This is a genomic window from Fodinibius sp. AD559, from assembly GCF_052712805.1.
This window is the reverse complement of record NZ_JBQPVW010000008.1, coordinates 69,119-88,704: the sequence shown is the minus strand read 5'-3', so window position 1 is coordinate 88,704 and position 19,586 is coordinate 69,119. Positions and strand designations below refer to the sequence as shown.

Annotated in this window: 10 protein-coding genes; 6 read left to right on the top strand and 4 right to left on the bottom strand. The window is 44.5% G+C overall.

From position 1 onward, the window contains the following. Positions 1-237 precede the first annotated feature (237 nt). Complete coding sequence (locus ACQ4LT_RS13670) at positions 238-3,552, bottom strand: amidohydrolase family protein (protein ID WP_445666619.1); 3,315 nt, start codon at positions 3,550-3,552, stop codon at positions 238-240. 590 nt (positions 3,553-4,142) lie between these two features. Between ACQ4LT_RS13670 and ACQ4LT_RS13665 the strand changes: the two genes are divergently transcribed. The 5 genes from ACQ4LT_RS13665 (at position 4,143) to ACQ4LT_RS13645 (ending at position 11,627) form a co-directional block, all read left to right on the top strand. Next, positions 4,143-4,763, top strand: a complete 621-nt coding sequence (locus ACQ4LT_RS13665) for a class I SAM-dependent methyltransferase (RefSeq protein ID WP_445666618.1) — start codon at positions 4,143-4,145, stop codon at positions 4,761-4,763. 662 nt (positions 4,764-5,425) lie between these two features. Continuing rightward, positions 5,426-6,751 (top strand): TolC family protein, encoded by a 1,326-nt coding sequence (locus ACQ4LT_RS13660; protein ID WP_445666617.1) that lies wholly within the window; start codon positions 5,426-5,428, stop codon positions 6,749-6,751. Then, positions 6,748-7,869, top strand: a complete 1,122-nt coding sequence (locus ACQ4LT_RS13655; protein ID WP_445666616.1) for an efflux RND transporter periplasmic adaptor subunit — start codon at positions 6,748-6,750, stop codon at positions 7,867-7,869. Before ACQ4LT_RS13660 ends, ACQ4LT_RS13655 begins: the two co-directional genes overlap by 4 nt. A gap of 20 nt (positions 7,870-7,889) precedes the next feature. Beyond that, on the top strand, positions 7,890-10,988 hold the full coding sequence (locus ACQ4LT_RS13650) for an efflux RND transporter permease subunit (protein WP_445666615.1): 3,099 nt from the start codon (positions 7,890-7,892) through the stop codon (positions 10,986-10,988). A 99-nt stretch (positions 10,989-11,087) separates the two neighbouring features. Beyond that, on the top strand, positions 11,088-11,627 hold the full coding sequence (locus ACQ4LT_RS13645) for a hypothetical protein (RefSeq protein WP_445666614.1): 540 nt from the start codon (positions 11,088-11,090) through the stop codon (positions 11,625-11,627). Positions 11,628-11,648: 21 nt separating this feature from the next. Here ACQ4LT_RS13645 and ACQ4LT_RS13640 read toward each other — a convergent pair whose 3' ends face one another. From ACQ4LT_RS13640 to ACQ4LT_RS13630, 3 genes are all read right to left on the bottom strand, one after another. Next, complete coding sequence (locus tag ACQ4LT_RS13640) at positions 11,649-12,215, bottom strand: TetR/AcrR family transcriptional regulator (protein WP_445666613.1); 567 nt, start codon at positions 12,213-12,215, stop codon at positions 11,649-11,651. 439 nt (positions 12,216-12,654) lie between these two features. Continuing rightward, entirely contained in the window at positions 12,655-14,445 is a 1,791-nt protein-coding gene (locus ACQ4LT_RS13635; protein ID WP_445666612.1) for an SLC13 family permease, read from the bottom strand. A 1,086-nt stretch (positions 14,446-15,531) separates the two neighbouring features. Then, a complete protein-coding gene (locus ACQ4LT_RS13630; protein WP_445666611.1) occupies positions 15,532-17,733 on the bottom strand; it encodes a kelch repeat-containing protein in 2,202 nt (733 codons plus the stop codon). 746 nt (positions 17,734-18,479) lie between these two features. Between ACQ4LT_RS13630 and ACQ4LT_RS13625 the strand changes: the two genes are divergently transcribed. After that, positions 18,480-19,289, top strand: a complete 810-nt coding sequence (locus ACQ4LT_RS13625; RefSeq protein ID WP_445666610.1) for a DUF4382 domain-containing protein — start codon at positions 18,480-18,482, stop codon at positions 19,287-19,289. The last annotated feature ends 297 nt before the right edge of the window (positions 19,290-19,586 follow it).

Genomic DNA, 19,586 nt, shown 5'->3' with positions numbered 1-19,586 from the left:
TTAAAACAGATCAAGAGGACAAGCTGAGATATATTGTCAAAAGATATTACGAGAAAGCAGATGCAGATATCCAATCCGTTCGTTTTATGCAGTAGCTACGGATAAGGTAATACAACAGGTTGAAAAGAGGGGGAGGCTATGCAACGAAGAGCATTCTTATCGCCTAGAAATACTTGCTGATATAAAAAAGGACGGGAGAATATCCCGCCCTCCAATGGTGTTGATAAGTATTTACGCTTAACGCTCTAGTCCCGGAAGATTATCGGGCTCATCGTGGTGGAACCAAAGGGGGCCGCTGTCTTGCTGGCGCGGCCATATTTCGTCAAGCGTTTCGTCATCATACAACCGGCCGTTCTTCATGACAGCCTCGATCTTCTTGGTGTTGCGAAGATTATCCAGGGGATTGTCATTTAATATGACCAGGTCGGCCAACTTGCCTTCCCGGATGCTTCCCACATCTTGGTCAAGTCCCAGCGCCTTTGCCCCGTGAATGGTGGCAATACGCAGCGCTTTATGGGGATCCAAGTCATCCCAGGCCATGGCCCACAGCTCCCAGTGGTACCCAAGTCCCTGCAGCTGGCCGTGGCTGCCAACGCCAATAATGCCACCGGCATTGTAAAGATCCTTTACAATTTTCGACTGCCGATCCATCACGTATTCTTCTTCATGGAACCATCCGGCGCCCCGGCGACGTGTTTTACTTATAAGATCGCGGCGTGGGGTAAAATAGCGCAGCTTTTTGTTATTGGACGGATCTTCATGCTCGTAAAAATAATTTTCTGCCCAGGGGCCGCCGTAGGTGACCAGTAGCGTAGGCGTATAGGCCATCTGGGATTCGGCCGTTGTTTTGATGACATCCTCGTAAACGGGGGAAATAGGAAAGTTGTGTTCCTGGCCGGGATAGCCGTCGATAAGCATATTCATATTCAGCTTCATATCCAGCGACCCTTCGGTGGTGGGCATCAGCTCCTGCTCCTTGGCCGCCTGTAGAATCCACTGGCGCTGCTCGCGATTACCGGCCACATACATTTTAATCGTCTTGGTATCGTAATATTTGCTGTACCGCTTAAGCACGTCCCGCGCGTGATCGAGATCCTCAATCTGTTCTGACCAGAAAACGCCCGGTCCGGTCTGGTAAATACGTGGGCCCAAAAGGTCGCCCGTTTTAACCTTGTCAGCATAGGTAAGCAGATCAGTGGTACTGGTTTGCGGGTCACGCAGCGTGGTGACGCCGTAAGCCAGGTTGGCCATGAATGACCATATTTGTGGCTGATGGAGGTTGCGGAACGGACGCACGTGCGCATGCGTATCCACAAAACCGGGAATGATGGTCTTGCCGCTTACATCCCGAACCTCTGCTCCGGATGGAATATCCACTTCGCCGCTTTTGCCTACCGCCTCTATACGGTTGTCCGTAATAACAAGGTCAGCATTTTCTATGATTTCCATGCCATCCATAGTGATGATGCGGGCTCCTCTCAGTACCAGCGTACCCTGCGGGATATCCCGTGGAGCCTGAAGCTCAATGCTTAGCTCTTCGGGCTCATAATCGTCGGGACGGTCGGGGTCCTCTTCATCACCGTTCCCGTTTTTGTCACCTTCATTCTCTTCTTCGTTCTGGCGATCGTATTTCTTCTGGTTGCGCTCCTGCTGGGCCGCGTCTTGCAGATTATACATAAAGTGTCCATTACCGATCGACCAGTGAGCGGTGTTGCTGTCCCATCCCCAGGCGGGAAATTGTCCACCAACGTCGGTCAGTTTTGAAGCCGGGAAGGAGGCATCGTCGGGACTGCCCACATTGATAGACGGGGTTTCTCCCGTTACCGGCACCGTTGCTGTATATAAGTCATTGTTCACTTGAGCTAGCACCTGATCTCCTTCAGGGGACATTAGAATGACGGAGGCTTCCTCCGGGCTGTCGGATCCCGGAACGGTGGCGCCCAAAATTCGGACGTGTTTTTGTTCGTCGGTTCCATCATAGCGGATAGAAACAAGCTCCCCATCATTGTTCGTCAGATAAATGCGGTCATTGTCGGTAATGAAATGGGGGTGGTCGCGTCCTTCAGTGCTGGCAATGAAATTGGCAGTCCCTCCATCGGAAGGAATCCAGATAAATTCATCCGCCGAAAAAGGGACGTAGGGGCCCGGCGATTGATAATAGCTACGATCTTCGCCGCGAACAGCCACAATACGATCCTGTGTTTTTGACCACGCCAGTCGTTGATAGATGGCCGACTTTTCGGTCAGCTTTTCGGGCGTTCCGCCATCGGATTCGACGCGGTAAATGTGTCCGCCTTCTTCGGGGTTCCAGGTCGCAAAGGCAAGCCATTCCCCATCCGGTGACCACGTTGGGAACGCTTCCGTAAAGTCAAAATCGGTAATACGGCGGGGCGTGCCGTCAGGCAATTCCATCACATACAGGTCATTGAGCACGGTAAATGCGAGCTTGCTGCCGTCCGGCGACGGAACGGCGTCTCTAATCTGTCGAGCCGTAAATTCGTTGCTGTCGCTGATTGGATAATCGAAATCGAGTCGGGGACCGAGGTCCAGATTCGTATCAACTGAGAAATTAATAGCCGTAGCTTCACTGTTTTTAGCAATGGGGATGCGCCATATCTTACCGTCATAAGAGGCAACAACCGCATTATTATCCGGCGTAAAATCTATGCGTGGCAGTACTCCGCGGGTAGCCCGGGATTCCATATCGTCGCGCTGAATGGGATAAGCCAACCAACGTTCGTCGCCATTTTCCAGGTTGCGAAGCCGAAGGCCGGTTTCCGTGTCATATCGCGTGCCATACACCATCCACTTGCCGTCGCTGGAGATCGTCGGACGAAATGCCGATCCAATGCGAGCGGTTTGTTGGTGGCGTTGCCCTGTGTTGCGGTCGTATTTCGCTATCTGGTACTGCGGGAACGTGGCATTGTAATCCCAGTCGCCTTCGCGCTGCGAAAACCAGAGGTACCGGCCGTCGCCGCCGAAGGCCGCCTCAATTGTTTTTAGATCTTCGGGCGTATCCATCAATTCTGTGCCGCTTCCGCCATCCACATGATAGAGCCACATTTTGTGGACGCCGCCTCTGAGATCGGCTCGCGATGCCACAATATATTCACCGTTCGGTGTCCAGGCGGGACCTTGCATGCGATAGTTTTTGCCGGTCGTCCGCTGCTCGACCTCCATGCTTTCGAGGTCAAGAATCCAGACGTTTTCACCGCCGCTCCGATCGGAAATAAATACGACCTTTTGTCCATCGGGACTGTATTGCGGCTGCGAGTCGAACCCCATGCCTTCGGTAAGCTGGGTCGCCTCTCCGCCGTCTATGGGCAACTCGTAGAGGTTACCCATATAATCAAAAATGATCTTTTCGCCGTCCGGATGAACATCCAGCGACATCCAAGTTCCCTCATTAGTATCCAGGGATACTGTTCGCTGGGCATCCAACGGTAGATCCTTGTGACTGGGCTCGTCTGCTTGTTGTTGAGCTGAAGATTGAAAAGTGATCCCCATAAAAATGCAAAGGATCGATAGCGTGGTTAACAACGTCCGTTTCATGGCATGCTGATTTAATTGGAATGTTGAGTTATAACACAAAATAGAATTAGTAACATAAATAAATGTAAGCAGGGTATTTGTAAATACCTTTTAAGGGCGATGAGAATAAATTTACTTTCTGCTTATTAGCACTTCTAAAATCATTGGATCTCTGATTGACTAAGCTAATGATATAGCGATGTATATTTGTTACAATGCTTGAGATGAAAGAGCTACAAAAAACAAGAGGCATTACTATCAGTTGGCTGTTTGTTCTTTTGTGACAACCTGAGCCAAAATAAGTTTAGTCATTTTACCGACGAGGGGATTGAAACCATTTATAAGTTCTTACAAGACAGGATATAAGAATTAATAATGTACTCACCCTTGAAGGATAATATAACAAAGGGCGTCAACGACGGACAGGCCTCGCCCTCTCCTTGCCTCCCTTCCATTTATTAATTAATCTTTTATTTCATAAATAAATCAACGCTCCGGCGCCTGCCGGTTAAGTGCAAGGTCGTTAGCCATTTTGGAAACCAGTAGCAAATTGAAGTACTTTAGGTTCATTTATAGATACCCTACCTAAAATTTAGTTTAACCTTTACGTTATGTCACGATTTGATGAAGAAGCCAGAGATTGGGATACCCCTGAAAGTCAAGAACGGGCAAGAAGTATTGCGGATGTCATTAGTTCACAGGTCCCACTTTCTAACAACATGTCTGCATTCGAGTATGGCTGTGGTACTGGACAGCTTAGTTTCGAACTCCGTGAAAAAATAGGTCCTATCACCTTAGCTGATAGTTCGACAGGAATGTTAGAAGTACTGCGAGACAAAATAAGAACGAGGGCAGCTGATGACATGAAACCGTTCGAGCTTGATTTAACCAGTGACCCATTACCCAGCGAGCAATTTGATTTGGTTTATACGATGATGACTCTCCACCATATTCCAGATACCCGAGGTATCCTCAACCAATTTTATAAGCTACTAAATCCTGGGGGATACCTTTGTGTAGCTGATCTTGATAAAGAAGATGGCTCCTTTCATGGTCATGATGTTGATGATGTCCATAAAGGCTTTGATCGAAAGCAGTTAGCAAATTTGGTAGAGGAACAGGACTTTACAAAAATAAACTTTTCCACAGCCTACAAAATGGAACAAGAGGTTGATGAAAATGGTGAAACTAAACTATTTCCTATTTTCCTCATGGTTGCCCAAAAAACTTAAAATACAATTTTCGGTCTCCTCAAAATTAAAACGACCACCCCTACCCACATCTGAGTATACGTCATGGTGATTAACCTATTTAATTGAATCTCAATTTTCTCAGAAAAATGTGTCCGTTTTATATAGGTCTCTTAGGATTCAATCCCTTCAAAGACTCCCTTTTTGTAACCTCTACCAATAGACCGAAAACTGGCATCCTCTTTATAAGTGGGATTAATTCAATTCTCAAGTATTCTCATAGAAATACTCCGTCGTTTTGACCCAGGTCTGCCCAAGGAAATTTTATTTTTCTTGCTCAAAAACGATACCCCTCTTACATAGACTGCCCTTCTGGGTGCGCCTCTCCGATTTTATTTTTTGATATTTTTTCAAGGTCTGTAATCTCGTTCCTGCAACTCATGCCTATGGCGGTACAGTCGGTGGGTTTGCCATAAATCTCAAGCTTTCGGATTGCATAATAGCTTGAAGAACGATTGCTTGCAAAGGTTTGCTGTATCATACAATGAGTCTAATCATGGAAGGTGGAGAGGATCATTTGTCTGTAGAGAGTGGGTAAACTTTCCAATACCAGCCCCTTTTGTAATATACGTGTAAGTATACTGTTGACACGAGCAATGCAAGTAACTATATTGTGAGTGAACGCTCACATATAATTAAGACTAATGAAACTTGCACGTATACTTTTTATCAGCTGTTTTATAGTTAGTGGTTTTGTATTGACGACACAGGCTCAGGAAAGCCCCACGTCGTTGTCTGAGGCTATAGATCGATCTTTAGAGCATGCTACAAGTTCACGTATTGCCGAAGCGGATAAAGAGGCGGCAGATGCAGCGAGCGGAATACTGTCTTCTGATTATTTCCCCAAAATAAATAGCAGCCTGTCATATACCCGCTCACAATACCCCCAAATTGTAACCCCAATACGTCAGAAAGGAGCCTTTCCACCTCTCGATGACCAGATCTACGAGGCCAATATACAGGCCGACTGGGAAGTCTTTGATTTTGGGGAAAGTCGTGCTATACGTAAAAAAACGAAAGCGCTTGCCGATGCGGCCAATATCAAATATGAATTGGCTAAAATGGAGACGATCGAATCGACCAGTTCTGCCTTTATTCAACTCCAGCAGCTTAGAGAGCTAAAAAAAGTACAGCAGGAACGTATACAAACTTTAAAGAAAAATAGAGAGCAATTGGAGTCGCTATATCATGAGGGGAGGGTCGCCGAAGTAGACTTGTTAAAAATGGATGACACAATTGTTGATGCAGAAGCCGCTGTTATTTCAACAAATAACAGTATTGACCAAACCTTATTAAGACTTTCGGATGATTTAGCCCTGAAACAACAACTCACATTAGCTGATATCAAACCGATTGATTTTGAAAATGACTACCCCTTCAATCCGGATAACGTAGCTCCAGAAGATGCTCCTTCCGTAATTGCAGCCCAGCATCAAAAGGAGGCAGCAGATTTTAAAGCAAAAGCTTCGTTTCGCGCTTTTTTGCCCCAGTTTAACCTTTTCGCAGCCGAACGATTTCGGTCGGGAAGTGATCTTGAAATTGATGATCAGTGGATGGTCGGAGTTCGCTTACGTATTCCACTGTTTGCCGGTAAAAGAATTGTAAATAATCAAGTCAAGAAGAAGGAAGCAAAATCCCAACAAATCCAACTGGAGCAAACCCGTCAACAATACCGCCAGCAGCTTAATAAGCTAACCAATGCGCAATTTGAAACGCAAAAACGAATTCAATCGACCCAAACGCGGATAACGTATCTGGAGGAAACCTATCGCGTTGAGAACACTTCGTATCGTGAAGGAAGATCTACGTTGACCGACCTGTTGACAACAGAATCTAAATTAAACAGCGTACGTGCTGAACTGATTGCAATGCGTGCGCAACTTAGAATGATTAATCTAAATATCGCAGTACTAACAGGACAACTAAATAAAGAAATGGCAATAAAACTGGCTGAAGGTGAACCACTATGAATTTGAACAAAAAAGATATTTTAACCGTCTTTCTGATAGCCCTGCTGGGAACGGTAGCTATTTTGTGGCTTACTGATGAGAGTAGTTCTGCAGCGCTGCAAGAAAACAATTCTACAGAAAATACCAGCATTGCCGTCGAAGTCACTCAGCCCTCTGTACAGACCATTAATGAAAATCTTCCCTATTTAGGAACTATAGCCGGATCAAAAGACGGTAAGCTATCTTTCCGCATAGGGGGTACACTTGACGAAATACATGTTGAGGAAGGAGAAAAAGTTAACAAAGCGCAGGTATTGGCTACTGTTTCTGTCCCCGAGCTGGATGCTCAACTTCGTCGTACAAAGAGCGAATTTGAAAAGGCGCAATCAGCTAAATCGTTTTGGGAACGGGAAGTCAGTATCGATAGTACGCTATATGATGAGGGAGCTATTTCCCAAACTGTCTTTAATAAAACAGCCTTTAACTATGAGCAGGCGTTAAGTAGTTATTATTCTGCAAAAGCAGCGTTGGAAGAAGTGCGAGAGCGGGAAAAACAAACACAACTGAAGGCCCCCGCAGAAGGTACCATTGGATCCATTATGATTCGTGAGGGAAGCAATATCGGTCCAAACCAGCCGGTCTTCTTTTTCCATCAGGGCCAGCCTGTAGTTTATGCTGACGTATTAGAGCAAGATATTCAAAAAGGTATTAACGTAGGCAGTCCGGTAACAGCAGAATGGAAGAATCAACGTATAGAAGGCAGTGTAGAACGAATTGATGCTCAAGCCAAACCACCGTTCCGAAGTGTACGCGTTTTTGTGGGTTTCCCAGATGGGCCATTCAGTGGGCGCCCTTCCGGGGCCGGGGTATCGTTATCCTTCGAAATCAATAAGTACAAAGATGCCTTGTTGGTGCCCGTATCATCGATCGATTTAAGAGGAGACTCACCACGGGTTTTCAAAGTTAACGATCAGCAAAAGGCAGAAGCTATACCGGTACAATTGGGTATTCAACGTAAAGAATATCGACAGGTGGAAGGTCCCCTTTCTCCAACTGATAACATTATCAGTTCCGGAGTCAATAATGTAGAATCCGGGGACCAAGTAGAAATCGTTCGTGAAAGAACATTGAATAATTAAATTTTAGAGCACAAGGTTTTATGAACTGGGCAGGATTTTCAATAAAAAATAGGTACACGATTTATGCACTGGCTCTTGCCATTCTAGTATTTGGGACGCAGTCTTATTTGACGCTTCCGATATCGCTATTCCCGGAAACATCTCCTCCGGTAGTGACCATTATTACTCAATATCCGGGTGCGACGGCTTTGGATGTAGCCGAAAAAGTTTCGGAGGATATGGAAGAAGAAGTGGCCGCCCTTGATGGTATTGCCAAAGTGACCTCCAAGTCGCAAGATGGCCTTTCGCTCGTCACAGCTGAGTTTCAATATGATGTAAGCGTGGATTTGGCTGCTGTCGATGTACAGAATGCAGTTAGTCGAATTCGGGGTAGTCTTCCTGAGACGATCAATGATCCACGTGTCTTAAAAATTAGTTCAAGCGACAAGCCGGTTATAACCCTTGGCATAAGTGCGCATGACGGCAACTTGAGGAAGGTTCGGCAAATGGCCGATGACGAGATCGCTCCGGCGTTACAGCGTCTGAGAGGGGTCGCCGCGGTTGATATTTTTGGAGGATACCGACGGCAGATTAATATTTCAATTGATCGTGACCGCATGGTAGCAGCAAAATTGACGCTGGGAGCTATCAGCCAAGCTATACAGACAGCCAATATATCGAGACCGTTGGGCAGTATCGATAACAGCCGTCGCGAAGTATTACTACGTTTTGATGAATCCCTGACTACAGCTGAGGAGATCAAAAGTATCCCCGTAAAAAATAAGAACAATCAGCGATTGCTAATCGGGGACATTGCTGAGGTAGAAGATGGTGTGGCTGACCCGAAAAGTGCATTCCGTGCCAACGGCACGGAAGTAGTAGCCGTGCAGGTGTTGCAGCAGGATGATGCAAATACTGTGGCGGTAGTGGATCGCGTTACTGCTGAACTTCCGGAGCTGCGAGAGCAGTATTCAGATTTGAAATTCGAAGTAGCTACCGAGGAAGGGTCCTTTACCGAGCAGGTAACAGGAAATATGGCCACTACCATTGTCCTTGCACTCTTTTTGGCATCCTTAATCATTTTTGGGTTCCTGGAGAGCTTTCGACGTGCTTTTATCGTAAGTATAGCTATGCCTATGAGTTTTCTGCTGACGTTTGCCCTTATGAAACTCAGCGGTATGGAGCTGGATTTAGTAACCCTTTCAGCTATTATTCTGGCGGTCGGTATGGTTGTGGATGGCGCGGTTGTTGTTATTGAAAATATCAGTCGGCATTACGACGAGGAAGACGTATCTGCCAAACAGGCCGCTATTGATGGCACCGGAGAAGTCTTCTTTGCCGTATTGGTGGGCGTGGCCACGACAATCATAGTATTGATCCCCTTCCAATTTTTGACGGGTTTTGTAGGCAAGGTTTTCGGGCCGCTCTCGCTTACTATGATCTTTGCCTTTGGCGCTTCCATCGTGATGGCTGTAACGCTTATCCCACTCATGTTTTTTCTTCTTGAAAGAAATAAGTCAGAATTTGGTTCATGGATCAAAAAATATATTGCACCATTTAATCGTGGCATGGACAAATTGCGGGACGGATATCTGGTTCTGCTGGATTGGTCGCTGAAGCACCGCGCCATTCTGCTGACTGGTATCCTGATAATATTCATCGGAAGCATGGCTCTGCTGGCGATGCGGGGAATGGAGGTGCTGCCCAAGCTGGATTCCGGTTCGTTCTTTATATCCATGGAAGCCGAAGCTGGAAGCTCCTTTGAACAGACAAAAACGATCGTCCGTGATATTGAAGATTTGCTCAATGAGGATCAGGATGTAATAAACTATACATCCCAGATTGGATTTGAACCTGATGCTAAATTCTTTGGCGATGCTGGTGCCATGGGTGTCCAGCAGGCTTTTATTACCGTTGATCTGGTTTCCCGTAAAGAGCGCGACCGTTCGATCTGGGAAATTGAGGAACAGCTGCGGGATAAAATAAACCGCATCCCCGGCATCCGTACGGCCGTCTTGAAGGCAATGGGTGGGACGGCGAAAAGTACTACCTCGGCCCCGATTGACGTGCGCATATCCGGACCGGATTTAGAGCAACTTAACAAACTGGCTAAAAAAGTGGCCGAACGGGTTCGCAATGTGGAAGGAGCGGTCAATATCTATCGCCAGTGGACGCTCGAACGACCCGAAGTGCAATTCACCATCGATCGGATGAATACCGCATTCTATGATCTTACGCCGAGTTACATAGCACAAGAGACTTTTGCCGCCGTTGATGGTTTGCCGGTTACGCGACTGGATGCTTCTGATGGTACTGATCCTAACATTGTCGTGCGATATGATTCAACCCAGCGCAAAGTACTTGATGATGTGCTTCAGACCAGACTAAAACCGGGTTTGCCGCTATCCTCAGTTGCAAAAACTGACAAGCAGCTTGCTCCCAATCTCATCACGCGGGAGAACCTGATAAGGACAGCTGACGTGTTAGGATTTACCTACGACCGAGCATTCAGTCACGTTATTGCTGACATTGAAACATCGATTGACAAAATGAATGTACCGGACGGATATGAAATGAAGGTGACCGGTGAAAACTCTGATCTCCAGGAAGCGCGTTCGCAAATGCTATCGGCGCTTTTGGCTGCTTTGGTTGCCGTGTATCTGCTGATGGTTGCTCAGTTTCGTTCCTTCATTCATCCGTTTACCGTTATGCTTGCGGTTCCCCTCGTTGCGGTGGGTGCTGCAATTGCTTTAATCGTTACCGGTAAAGTAATCTCCATGTCTGTGTTGATCGGCTTTATCCTGCTGATAGGTATAGCTGTTAATAATTCGGTTATCCTTATTGATTTTATTCTGCACCAGATGAAAGGCGAGAGTCGCGAAGAGATCGTGAAGAAATCCGTTGCCGTTCGATTTCGTCCTATTATGATGACGACGTTCTCAACAGTTATTGGAATGCTGCCACTGGCAATGGAGCTGGCATTGGGAGCTGAACGATTCTCCCCGATGGCCATCGTTATTATTGGCGGACTGACGGCCTCAAGCATTCTTACGATGGTTGTAGTGCCGGTTTTCTATACGGTTATTGATGATTTAACAACTTGGCTGGCCGAAATAAAATTAGCAAAGAACTCGCAATAGAATGTTACCTACATCCCTAACCTAACCAACAATCCCATCAGGTATCCCCGGTTGATAACCGGGGGTATTTATTAATAAAAAAGGAATTGATCATCAGTTATGGATTTATTTAATAAGAGAATAGCACTTTTTGGATTGATGTTATTGATTAATTTGCCGGCAATTGCTCAACTATCCGCAGACGCAATTCCTTTAACCCATACTCCTAAACAATCCTTTGAAACTGTTGAAGGAGACGAGCTTACACTATCCAAAATGCAAAAGGAAAGTTTCATCCTTTTTCTACTACCTAAACCGGGATCAAAGTCGGAAGGGAAAAAGACTTTTAAAAATATTCGTTTATGGATGAAGAAGATAACATCCATGAATAGGCAAACTTTTTCACTTTTGATAGTGGAACCGTTCAAAACATCGTTCCCGTTTTACAACATTCAAAAGAGTAAACTAAAAAGTGAACCTTATCCAGTTGTGATGGATAAAAATGGTGAGATTCTCAAACAATTTGGCATTTCCGGAGGTAAGCCGAAAATTATGATAGCAGATGAAAATCTTAAAATAATCGAATCCTCCCCCATTCATTCCGATCCCGCAGAAATAGAAAAGAAAGTAGAATTGATAAACGAGATGTTATCCAAATGAAGTTGGCGTCTAAAAATGAAATTATTTTTTCAGCATTCGCAAAACAGCCTTCACCGTCTCATCAATCACCTGATCAGGTTCCAGTGACGTAATATTACGCTGGATAAATATAATACTGCGTTGAACCATTCCTACAATCCACGCGACCGCAATAGTGGGCTCCGCAAATTGAAATTTATTTTGTTCCCTGCCGGTTTTTAAGGTTTCAATAAATACATCTTTTGGCAGCGGTTTCGCCAGCATCTCTTGCGTAATAATTTCATCACGGTGATTCGCTATCATTATGTAAGAGAATTCACGTCTGTGATCGATTGCAAAATTAAATAATGTGCGTACTAATGTCTCAATCTTTTGCTTAGGACCGAACTGATTCTGAACCGCTTCGTTTAACTCCGTTCGGAATTTACTGGCACAGTTTAAAAAAATTGTCCTTGCAAGGTCATTCTTACTATTAAAATGTCGATAAATGTTGCCTTCGGCAGTATCTGCACCTTCGGCAATGGAACGAATGGATGTAGCATCAATACCGTTAGCTACAAACAGTTCCAACGCCGTTTCTAGGATCGCCTCTTTTTTTGTAGTAGCCACTGATTGGGAAAAATGGTTTAGATTATTTGTGAGTACCCGCTCACAATATAAAAAAAACTTCTGTATCTGAATAGGAATAACCACAGTAAAAAAGTAAAGTTTTGTTCGTATAACCGAAAAATGTCTTGTGCTTTTTCAAACAGAGTTCGAATTTGCAGGGATGCTGTAAGGGTAACCATTCCAAGAATTACTACTCAATTTCGGCCAGATTATTCGGGGTTAATAGGATGATCTATTCATTTACTGGTGGTTAGTTGCTTAGCTGTAGTAATATTGTCTTACGTTCCACTTTCTTAGGGCATTTCTATTAAATGGGTTCTCCCACTATGCTTTGAAATAATTTTGAGGATTACCTGAGAAGTACACAAGTCTGTTGATCCAAGAGTTGCCCAGCAAGCCATCTAAATCGGCGCATTAAAACGGATAAACTATTCTTATTCTACACTCCCCAGAAAAGAGCGATGCCTATGGTGGTCACGATGGCCATAAGCAATTGAAGGGGACCGCCTACCCGGAGGTAATCATTGAAGTGATATCCTCCAGGACCGTAAACGAATAGATTTGTCTGATAACCCACCGGGGTCATGAATGCGGTGCTGGCAGCAAAGGTCACCGCGAGAACAAAAGCAAAATCATTTGTACCCAACTGCTGACTGACTTCCACAGCGACAGGAAGAAGCAGAACGACACTTGCCTGATTGCTGATTAAGTTAGTCATTAGGGCCGTCACAACGTAAAACAAACCTAAGATGAATATAGTCGGGGCAACGCTGGCAGTTGATACGATTACATCGCTAATTAATTCTGCTCCTCCAGTTTCGGAAAGTGCTTTTCCCAAGGGAATTACGCCGGCCAAAAGAAAGATAATATCCCATTGTATGGCCTCATAGGCCTCCGACGGTTTAAGCACGCCCGTTGTCATCATGAGGACCACCCCCGCAAAAGCAGCAACCATGATAGATAGTATACCGAGCGAAGCTATGAGGACGACGCCCAGGACGATACCGATAGCAAGGAGAAGCTTCGAAGAACGAAATTTTTGTAGTGCGAGTTCGCCTGCTACAATAACATTTGTATCGTTAGCAAACCGATCCACGGATTCTTCTCTGGACTCAATGAGCAGCATGTCACCGGGCTTTAGTGAAAACTGAGTGAATCGTTCGTAGACAATTTGACCGCCACGCCTGATGGCAAGGACGGTAGCTCCAAAGCGATCTCGAAACCCGGCGTTTCCAATAGTTTCACCCACGAGATCAGAACCAGCTGTCAGAACTATTTCGATCAGTGTCTGCCCGGGACCCAGTGTTTCCATTTCCTTCTCTGAAGTTACTTCGGGAACTAGTTCCACGCCTTCGAGGTCCAGAAGAATACGAAGAGCGTCTTTAGTCAACCGTATTGTAAATACGTCTCCTTCTCGAATTTCCGTGGATAACGGAGGTTCGCGATAATAATCTCCCTTGCGAATCAATTGGGTTATATTAGCTTCAAAGTTTACCCGTTTTAGGGCTTCCTGAATTGTCAGGCCTGGAAAGTTGGAATCCTTCCCAATGATTATTTCCGTTAGAAACTCCTCCTTTTCCGTAGTTTCAAGTTTACTGCGTGGTGTTATATGTGAGGGCGCGAGGCGGTACCCTATCGTGAACAGGTATAGGGTTCCGAAAGCGAATACCACGAGGCCTAGGTGAGTGAATTCGAACATGGAAAATGGACGTCCGATTAAGTCAGAAGAAATATCGCTTGCAAGAAGGTTTGTGGAGGTTCCTATCAGTGTGAGCATCCCGCCAAGCATTGAGGCATAGGATAGGGGAAGTAACAGTTTTGAAGGAGAGGTTTTATTTTTGTGGGCTAGATCGCTGACCATGGGCAGTAAAATGGCTACCGCCGCTGTATTATTGATAATAGCAGAAAGAGGACCCACCGTACCAATAGTAGCTCCGAGTTGTTTGTATGTGTTGTTACCTGTGTAAGAAGATACTTTAGTTTCTAGGTGTTGGATGGCTCCCGTTCGGCGTACTCCTTCGCTGAGCACCATCATCGCAAGAATGGTAAGGGTAGCAGGATTGGCAAACCCGGCAACTCCTTCTTGGGGGGAGATACCCGTCCAGGGTCCCAGGATTATCAACAACACCATAATGCCCAAAGCAGTAACGTCGATGGGGACCGGCTCGAAAAAAAACAGCACAAATGCCACAAGAATCAACAAAAATACGAGAAATATGCCCGTGGTCATTTGTATAGGTCGACTTGAAATTCAGAAGATTTTGATAGAATCTATGAGTATGTCAGTTCACTTCTTTATTACAAATCCAAATTCACAATAGTAGACTCTTTAAATTTTAGCAACGATCTGAAAAAGATCTATAAGAATAAAGTGATAATCGAAATGAACACCAAGTGAAAAATGGACGGCGAATAACCAATCTTGGAGTGTTCAGAACAGTATGGGGAACTTCACCTAAAAACCATCCCTAAACTAAGCAGTATATGACCGTGATGGTTCGCCAGCTCGGAACGGAGGGCCTGGAGATCTACTGTTTTACCAATACTACCGTCTGGCTGTAATAAGAGGTCTAAAGCCAGATGTTTCTGGCGAACTCTGTGCTGCTGTAGAATTCTTTGACCTCAATATGTTCCGGGAACCTAGCGACAAGGATTTTTTAACGTTTTCCAGTCCCTAGAGAAAAATATTTCGCCTGTCACTACTGGCGAAGACTGGTTACAAGCTCAAGGAACACTGTTTTTAGGTCCATTCTAAGATCGCCTCAGTATTATGAAAACCTGATTTGTATATATGATTTGTTGTATAGATGATAGTCTGTATACCTACGTTTTAAAAACTGGTTGGATTCTTCCCAATGTTGTTACCAGTAAAAAAGCCCTCACAAGTATCAGTTGTGAGGGCTTAACTATTCATCAAGAGAGACGCCCTAGGTAGGGCGCGTCCAATTATAAATAAATGGATAACTATCATCAAGTAATTAGACCTTAAAAGGGGCAAATTATGCGTATAAGCCTATGCTTATTGTTGTGATGGCTTCGGTCGTATAGGCTTATTTACCTACGCCGGTGGGATCACTTAAACTGATCGGTGTGGGAGAAGAATCGTATACTGTTTAGATCGATCCGAGGAATGATAGCTACCAGTCCAAAGATACAATCGGTCTTGAGGAAACTGTTGACAAAACCAATGAATTAGGAATAATTGAATTATTTCAAAACTTACTGCAACAACTTCTGCTAAAGGAGTTATTCTTCACCCCAAGAAAATATCTTTCAATATGCATTAATTACCTTTATACATGCCCTTTGGGAAATTCTACTCCTCTATCAGCTGTTTATTAAGCCCATATAGATAGCGACGGTTATCATTGGGATCTTTTTTCCGAAGAATTATATTGTCGAGGTTGGGATAGTGTTTGTTAAACTTACTGTTAATTTCTTTGAGAATGTCGTTCCGAAGTCTCCGTCGATAGTCGTAGGATTCAATATCACTCCACAGTAGCTCTTCGATCTCTTGGGAATCCAAAAATCGATCCTGCCCGTGCATATACTCCAACAATTTTTTCTCCTGACTGTTGTACCAGCTGGCCTGTAGAAGGGAGTGATAGGATATAGCTTCACTTTCCTGCTCTTCCACCGTTTCCCCATTCGCCGGATTTCGGTAAAACCAATATAGAACCCCTCCGAGTACCGCTAGTCCGATCAGATAGTAGTATAGTTTTGTGGAGAGATAAAAAGGTGATTTACTGATCTTGGCGACCAACGAATCAGCAGGCATCCGGTGAATACGTACGGGGTAGGTATCAGCATTTGCAAGATTATCGATCCCTACAAACACCACTTCATCCTCATTCGGGTTGTAAAAATAATTTGTGGGCATAAAGTTATTAGAACGATCAAAGTCTGGTGATACAATCCCCTTCGCATTGTGTGATGACAACCCTACGACCCTAAAATTGAAAGTGTCATATAGTGGTTTCGGGTCAAAGGTGGGGATAAACCATAACTGCTCATCCGGAAGATATAATGAGGATGATCGCTTGTTGATTTTCCCGATCTTAGAGGGATGGATAACAACGCCCGAACCATTTTTAAGCTGCTCAAGCGTCATGATCTTTTTCCACTTCTGACTGTCGAACGTAAAGCTCCAGATATCCCGAAATTCCTGGCCCCTTGCATTCTGGTCCTCGGGATATCCTGACTGAGTGCCACGTCCCCCGAAGATATATAACCGATCCTGCCGGGGATCATAGATGCCGGTTGTGGGAACCCGGCGACTGGGATATGGGGAACTACGATCAACGGTCTGTACACGCCACTCATTCGTCGAATGATTAAAGCGAACCATCATATTGTGATAATCCCAGTATCCGTACCCTCCAAAAGCATAAAGTGTGCTATCCCGGTAAAAAGGAAAATGTCCAAACTGGTTCTGGTGTTCAGATGAATGGTCTACTCTCTCAATACCGTAGGTTTTGGGATCAACGCTGTAAAGCTTGCCCATCCCTCTCGACCACAATTGAATCACATTGGTGTGTGCATTAAAACCAAATTCGTAGGTACCAAACGCTCCTTCAAAATCCCCGAGAGTATTAAGAAAACGCCAGTTATTATTGGACAGGTTATACCCCCAAAGACCACTTTCGAGTAACATGTAGATCGTTCCTGATGCGGGGTCCATATCTGCATAAATAAATGACCCCTCTTTCAGCATGGGCTGTAGATTGTTTATAGTAAGATCATCTCGCTTACGAGGCAAAATCTGGTAATACGTTTTGCCGTTGTAGTCGGAGATATAACGGATAAGAATACCACGGATATGAATCCGGTCCCCGGCTTTAAGTGTATTAAAATTAAAATCTTCATAATGAGCATTGGAACGGGATACGAAAATATGAAGCGAGTCATCAGAGCCGCTCGGAGGGGCTATTCGCAGCATCTTAATATCTTTCGGAGTGCTTCTGCTATGTACAACAGCCTGACCACTCACCAGCAGTCCTCTATAACGATCAGGACTCTTAAAAACACGACTCAGCGGTTTTGATTCAGGAATACGGGGTTCTGATTTAACTACCTCCAGATTCTCAACCACAATTTCCGGCTTGCTGGTGTGGAGCTCGAGCGTACCGGTAACTTGCAGACTATCGCCTTTCGATACGGAGATATCCAGCGTATCCGAAAAAATCATTATGCCAGCCGTACTGTCCTGCATATATAGCATCAGGTATTGGTCATTTAAGACATTTGCACCTACCGTAGCCCTTCCTCTTACGGTTACCTCCTCGCCCAGCCGATCAATACGTCCGTCACCGTCGCGATCTGCCAGCAGGTCCGCTATCCTACTTATATTCTTACTATCTGAGCCGACAGCTTCTGATCCAATGAGAGGCATGAGTACTAATACAAGCACGATGGCTAATGGCAATATGCTCCCAAAAATTCTGATCCCTTTTTTAAAGCCAAATCCATTCCTACACCGCGAAAATATCATCTCCTGTAGTACAATTGTTTTATTCATATAAATAATATGACATCTATAAATGATACGAACAGTTCCGGGAGGTACATAGCCGTACTATCTCACCAAATTAGCCCAAAAGACGTTTTTGCGGTAATACATATATATGCCGTCGCCGAACGTCGTTCTTTTTAATTTAAATAAGAGGTTAAAACTCAGCTCTTTTCCGTAATATCTCGTAATTATCAAACAGTACAGACCTGAGGTTCCGAACTGGTTCATAAATGTTCTTCCTATCGAATAACTAATCCTGTATTATCCAAAACGACGAAAGGTAATAAAACTATTTCATTATTAATTACTAAACCGTCAAGGCTGATTAAATAGCAAAAATATAATTATCAGGTAACGCAATACTTCAGCGCCATCAAAAGAGAGGCTGATTGGGTGAAAATAAGTGTTGGGATTAGCACCATCATAGTAGAGATTATTAACCGTCAAGAAGATTTAATCCCAAGAAAAACAGGCCCCGCTTGAAATAGAGCGGGGCCTTTTTCTGTGTGACAATTGAAGAGGGTAGGTCCCCCCAAATCTCGGTTTTAAAGCGCTGTCTAATTAAAGAGATATGGTGTTAGCTTAGCGGATACAACCGTGAATCATCGTAAAATATGTTCCTTTAGCATATTGGCTAACCAAGTAAATATGTAACGATTTCCCTACAAATATGTAACGATATATTCTCACATATTTATATACTGAAGAAACCGAAAGAAAATCATCTTATTCATTATCAAAGAACTACTATTATGTTACTAAAAAGAATAACGCTTTTCCCCATTGCACTACTCATAGGTTTATCTATGATGTTTGTCGGTTGTGGTACGGATTCCGATTCTGGATCAGGTACGATGACCGTTGAGATGGCTGATGCCCCGATCGATTCTGCCGATGCCGTAAACGTCTTTATTGAACGCGTGGAAGTAAACAGAGTAGGCAGCTCGTATGGCTGGGTCACGTTAAACGAACCGCAGCAGGAATATGATCTGCTGGAGCTTACCAATGGTGCCACCACTGTTATTGGTAGCGCTGAACTCGAAGCTGGGACCTACCCGCAAATCCGATTGATTCTAAGCAGTGACGGGCACAGTGTCGAAATTGATGGTAGTATTTACGATATGAAGGTACCCAGCGGACCACAAACCGGTGTAAAGCTCAATATTAATGCAGAAATCGAAGAAGACATTGAATATGTCTTGCTGCTGGATTTTGATGCCAGCCGATCTGTTGTAGAAGCCGGGCAGAACAACCAGAACCCATACATATTGAAGCCCGTAATCACAGCGACAGAAAAAGCCATTACCGGAAACATTGAAGGTACGGCCAATCCCGCCGATGCCCAGCCCGTAGTATCTGCCATTGCCGGCTCTGATACGCTTGCCTCTACGATTGCAGATACATCTGACGGATATTTCAAGCTCATTGGCTTGGAGGAAGGAACCTATGATGTTTTAGTGCATCCTCGAAATGACACCTACGGCGAACAAACAGTTACCGGTGTGGATGTAACCGTTGAATCAACAACTGATATTGGAACGGTGGATGTACCGCAGAACTAACGTATAAGTTCTATTTATCATTTTCTATAGCCCTAAAGGCTCGTACTTTTGATTAAGTGCGGGCCTATTTTATGTTAGCATTTTACCATATAATATTATTTGCAGGCCATTCTTACATATATTTCAGTGTACTTTCTTTCTTTAACTCCTGTTTCTAAACCTTTAACTGGCAACTGGTGATCGTTGATCAAGTTCGGTTAACTCAATTCTTAAGGATTCTCTCAGAAATACCCCCATGGTTTTTAAGTTAGGGTCTGCAAGTAACGTTTTTTTAAATTTCCTCCCTCAGAAACGGTA

Excerpts from the sequence above, each read along its gene's own strand:
- ACQ4LT_RS13670 (WP_445666619.1), bottom strand. The coding sequence starts at position 3,552 with ATGAAACGGACGTTGTTAACCACGCTATCGATCCTTTGCATTTTTATG.
- ACQ4LT_RS13665 (WP_445666618.1), top strand. The coding sequence starts at position 4,143 with ATGTCACGATTTGATGAAGAAGCCAGAGATTGGGATACCCCTGAAAGT.
- ACQ4LT_RS13660 (WP_445666617.1), top strand. The coding sequence starts at position 5,426 with ATGAAACTTGCACGTATACTTTTTATCAGCTGTTTTATAGTTAGTGGT.
- ACQ4LT_RS13655 (WP_445666616.1), top strand. The coding sequence starts at position 6,748 with ATGAATTTGAACAAAAAAGATATTTTAACCGTCTTTCTGATAGCCCTG.
- ACQ4LT_RS13650 (WP_445666615.1), top strand. The coding sequence starts at position 7,890 with ATGAACTGGGCAGGATTTTCAATAAAAAATAGGTACACGATTTATGCA.
- ACQ4LT_RS13645 (WP_445666614.1), top strand. The coding sequence starts at position 11,088 with ATGGATTTATTTAATAAGAGAATAGCACTTTTTGGATTGATGTTATTG.
- ACQ4LT_RS13635 (WP_445666612.1), bottom strand. The coding sequence starts at position 14,445 with ATGACCACGGGCATATTTCTCGTATTTTTGTTGATTCTTGTGGCATTT.
- ACQ4LT_RS13630 (WP_445666611.1), bottom strand. The coding sequence starts at position 17,733 with ATGAATAAAACAATTGTACTACAGGAGATGATATTTTCGCGGTGTAGG.
- ACQ4LT_RS13625 (WP_445666610.1), top strand. The coding sequence starts at position 18,480 with ATGTTACTAAAAAGAATAACGCTTTTCCCCATTGCACTACTCATAGGT.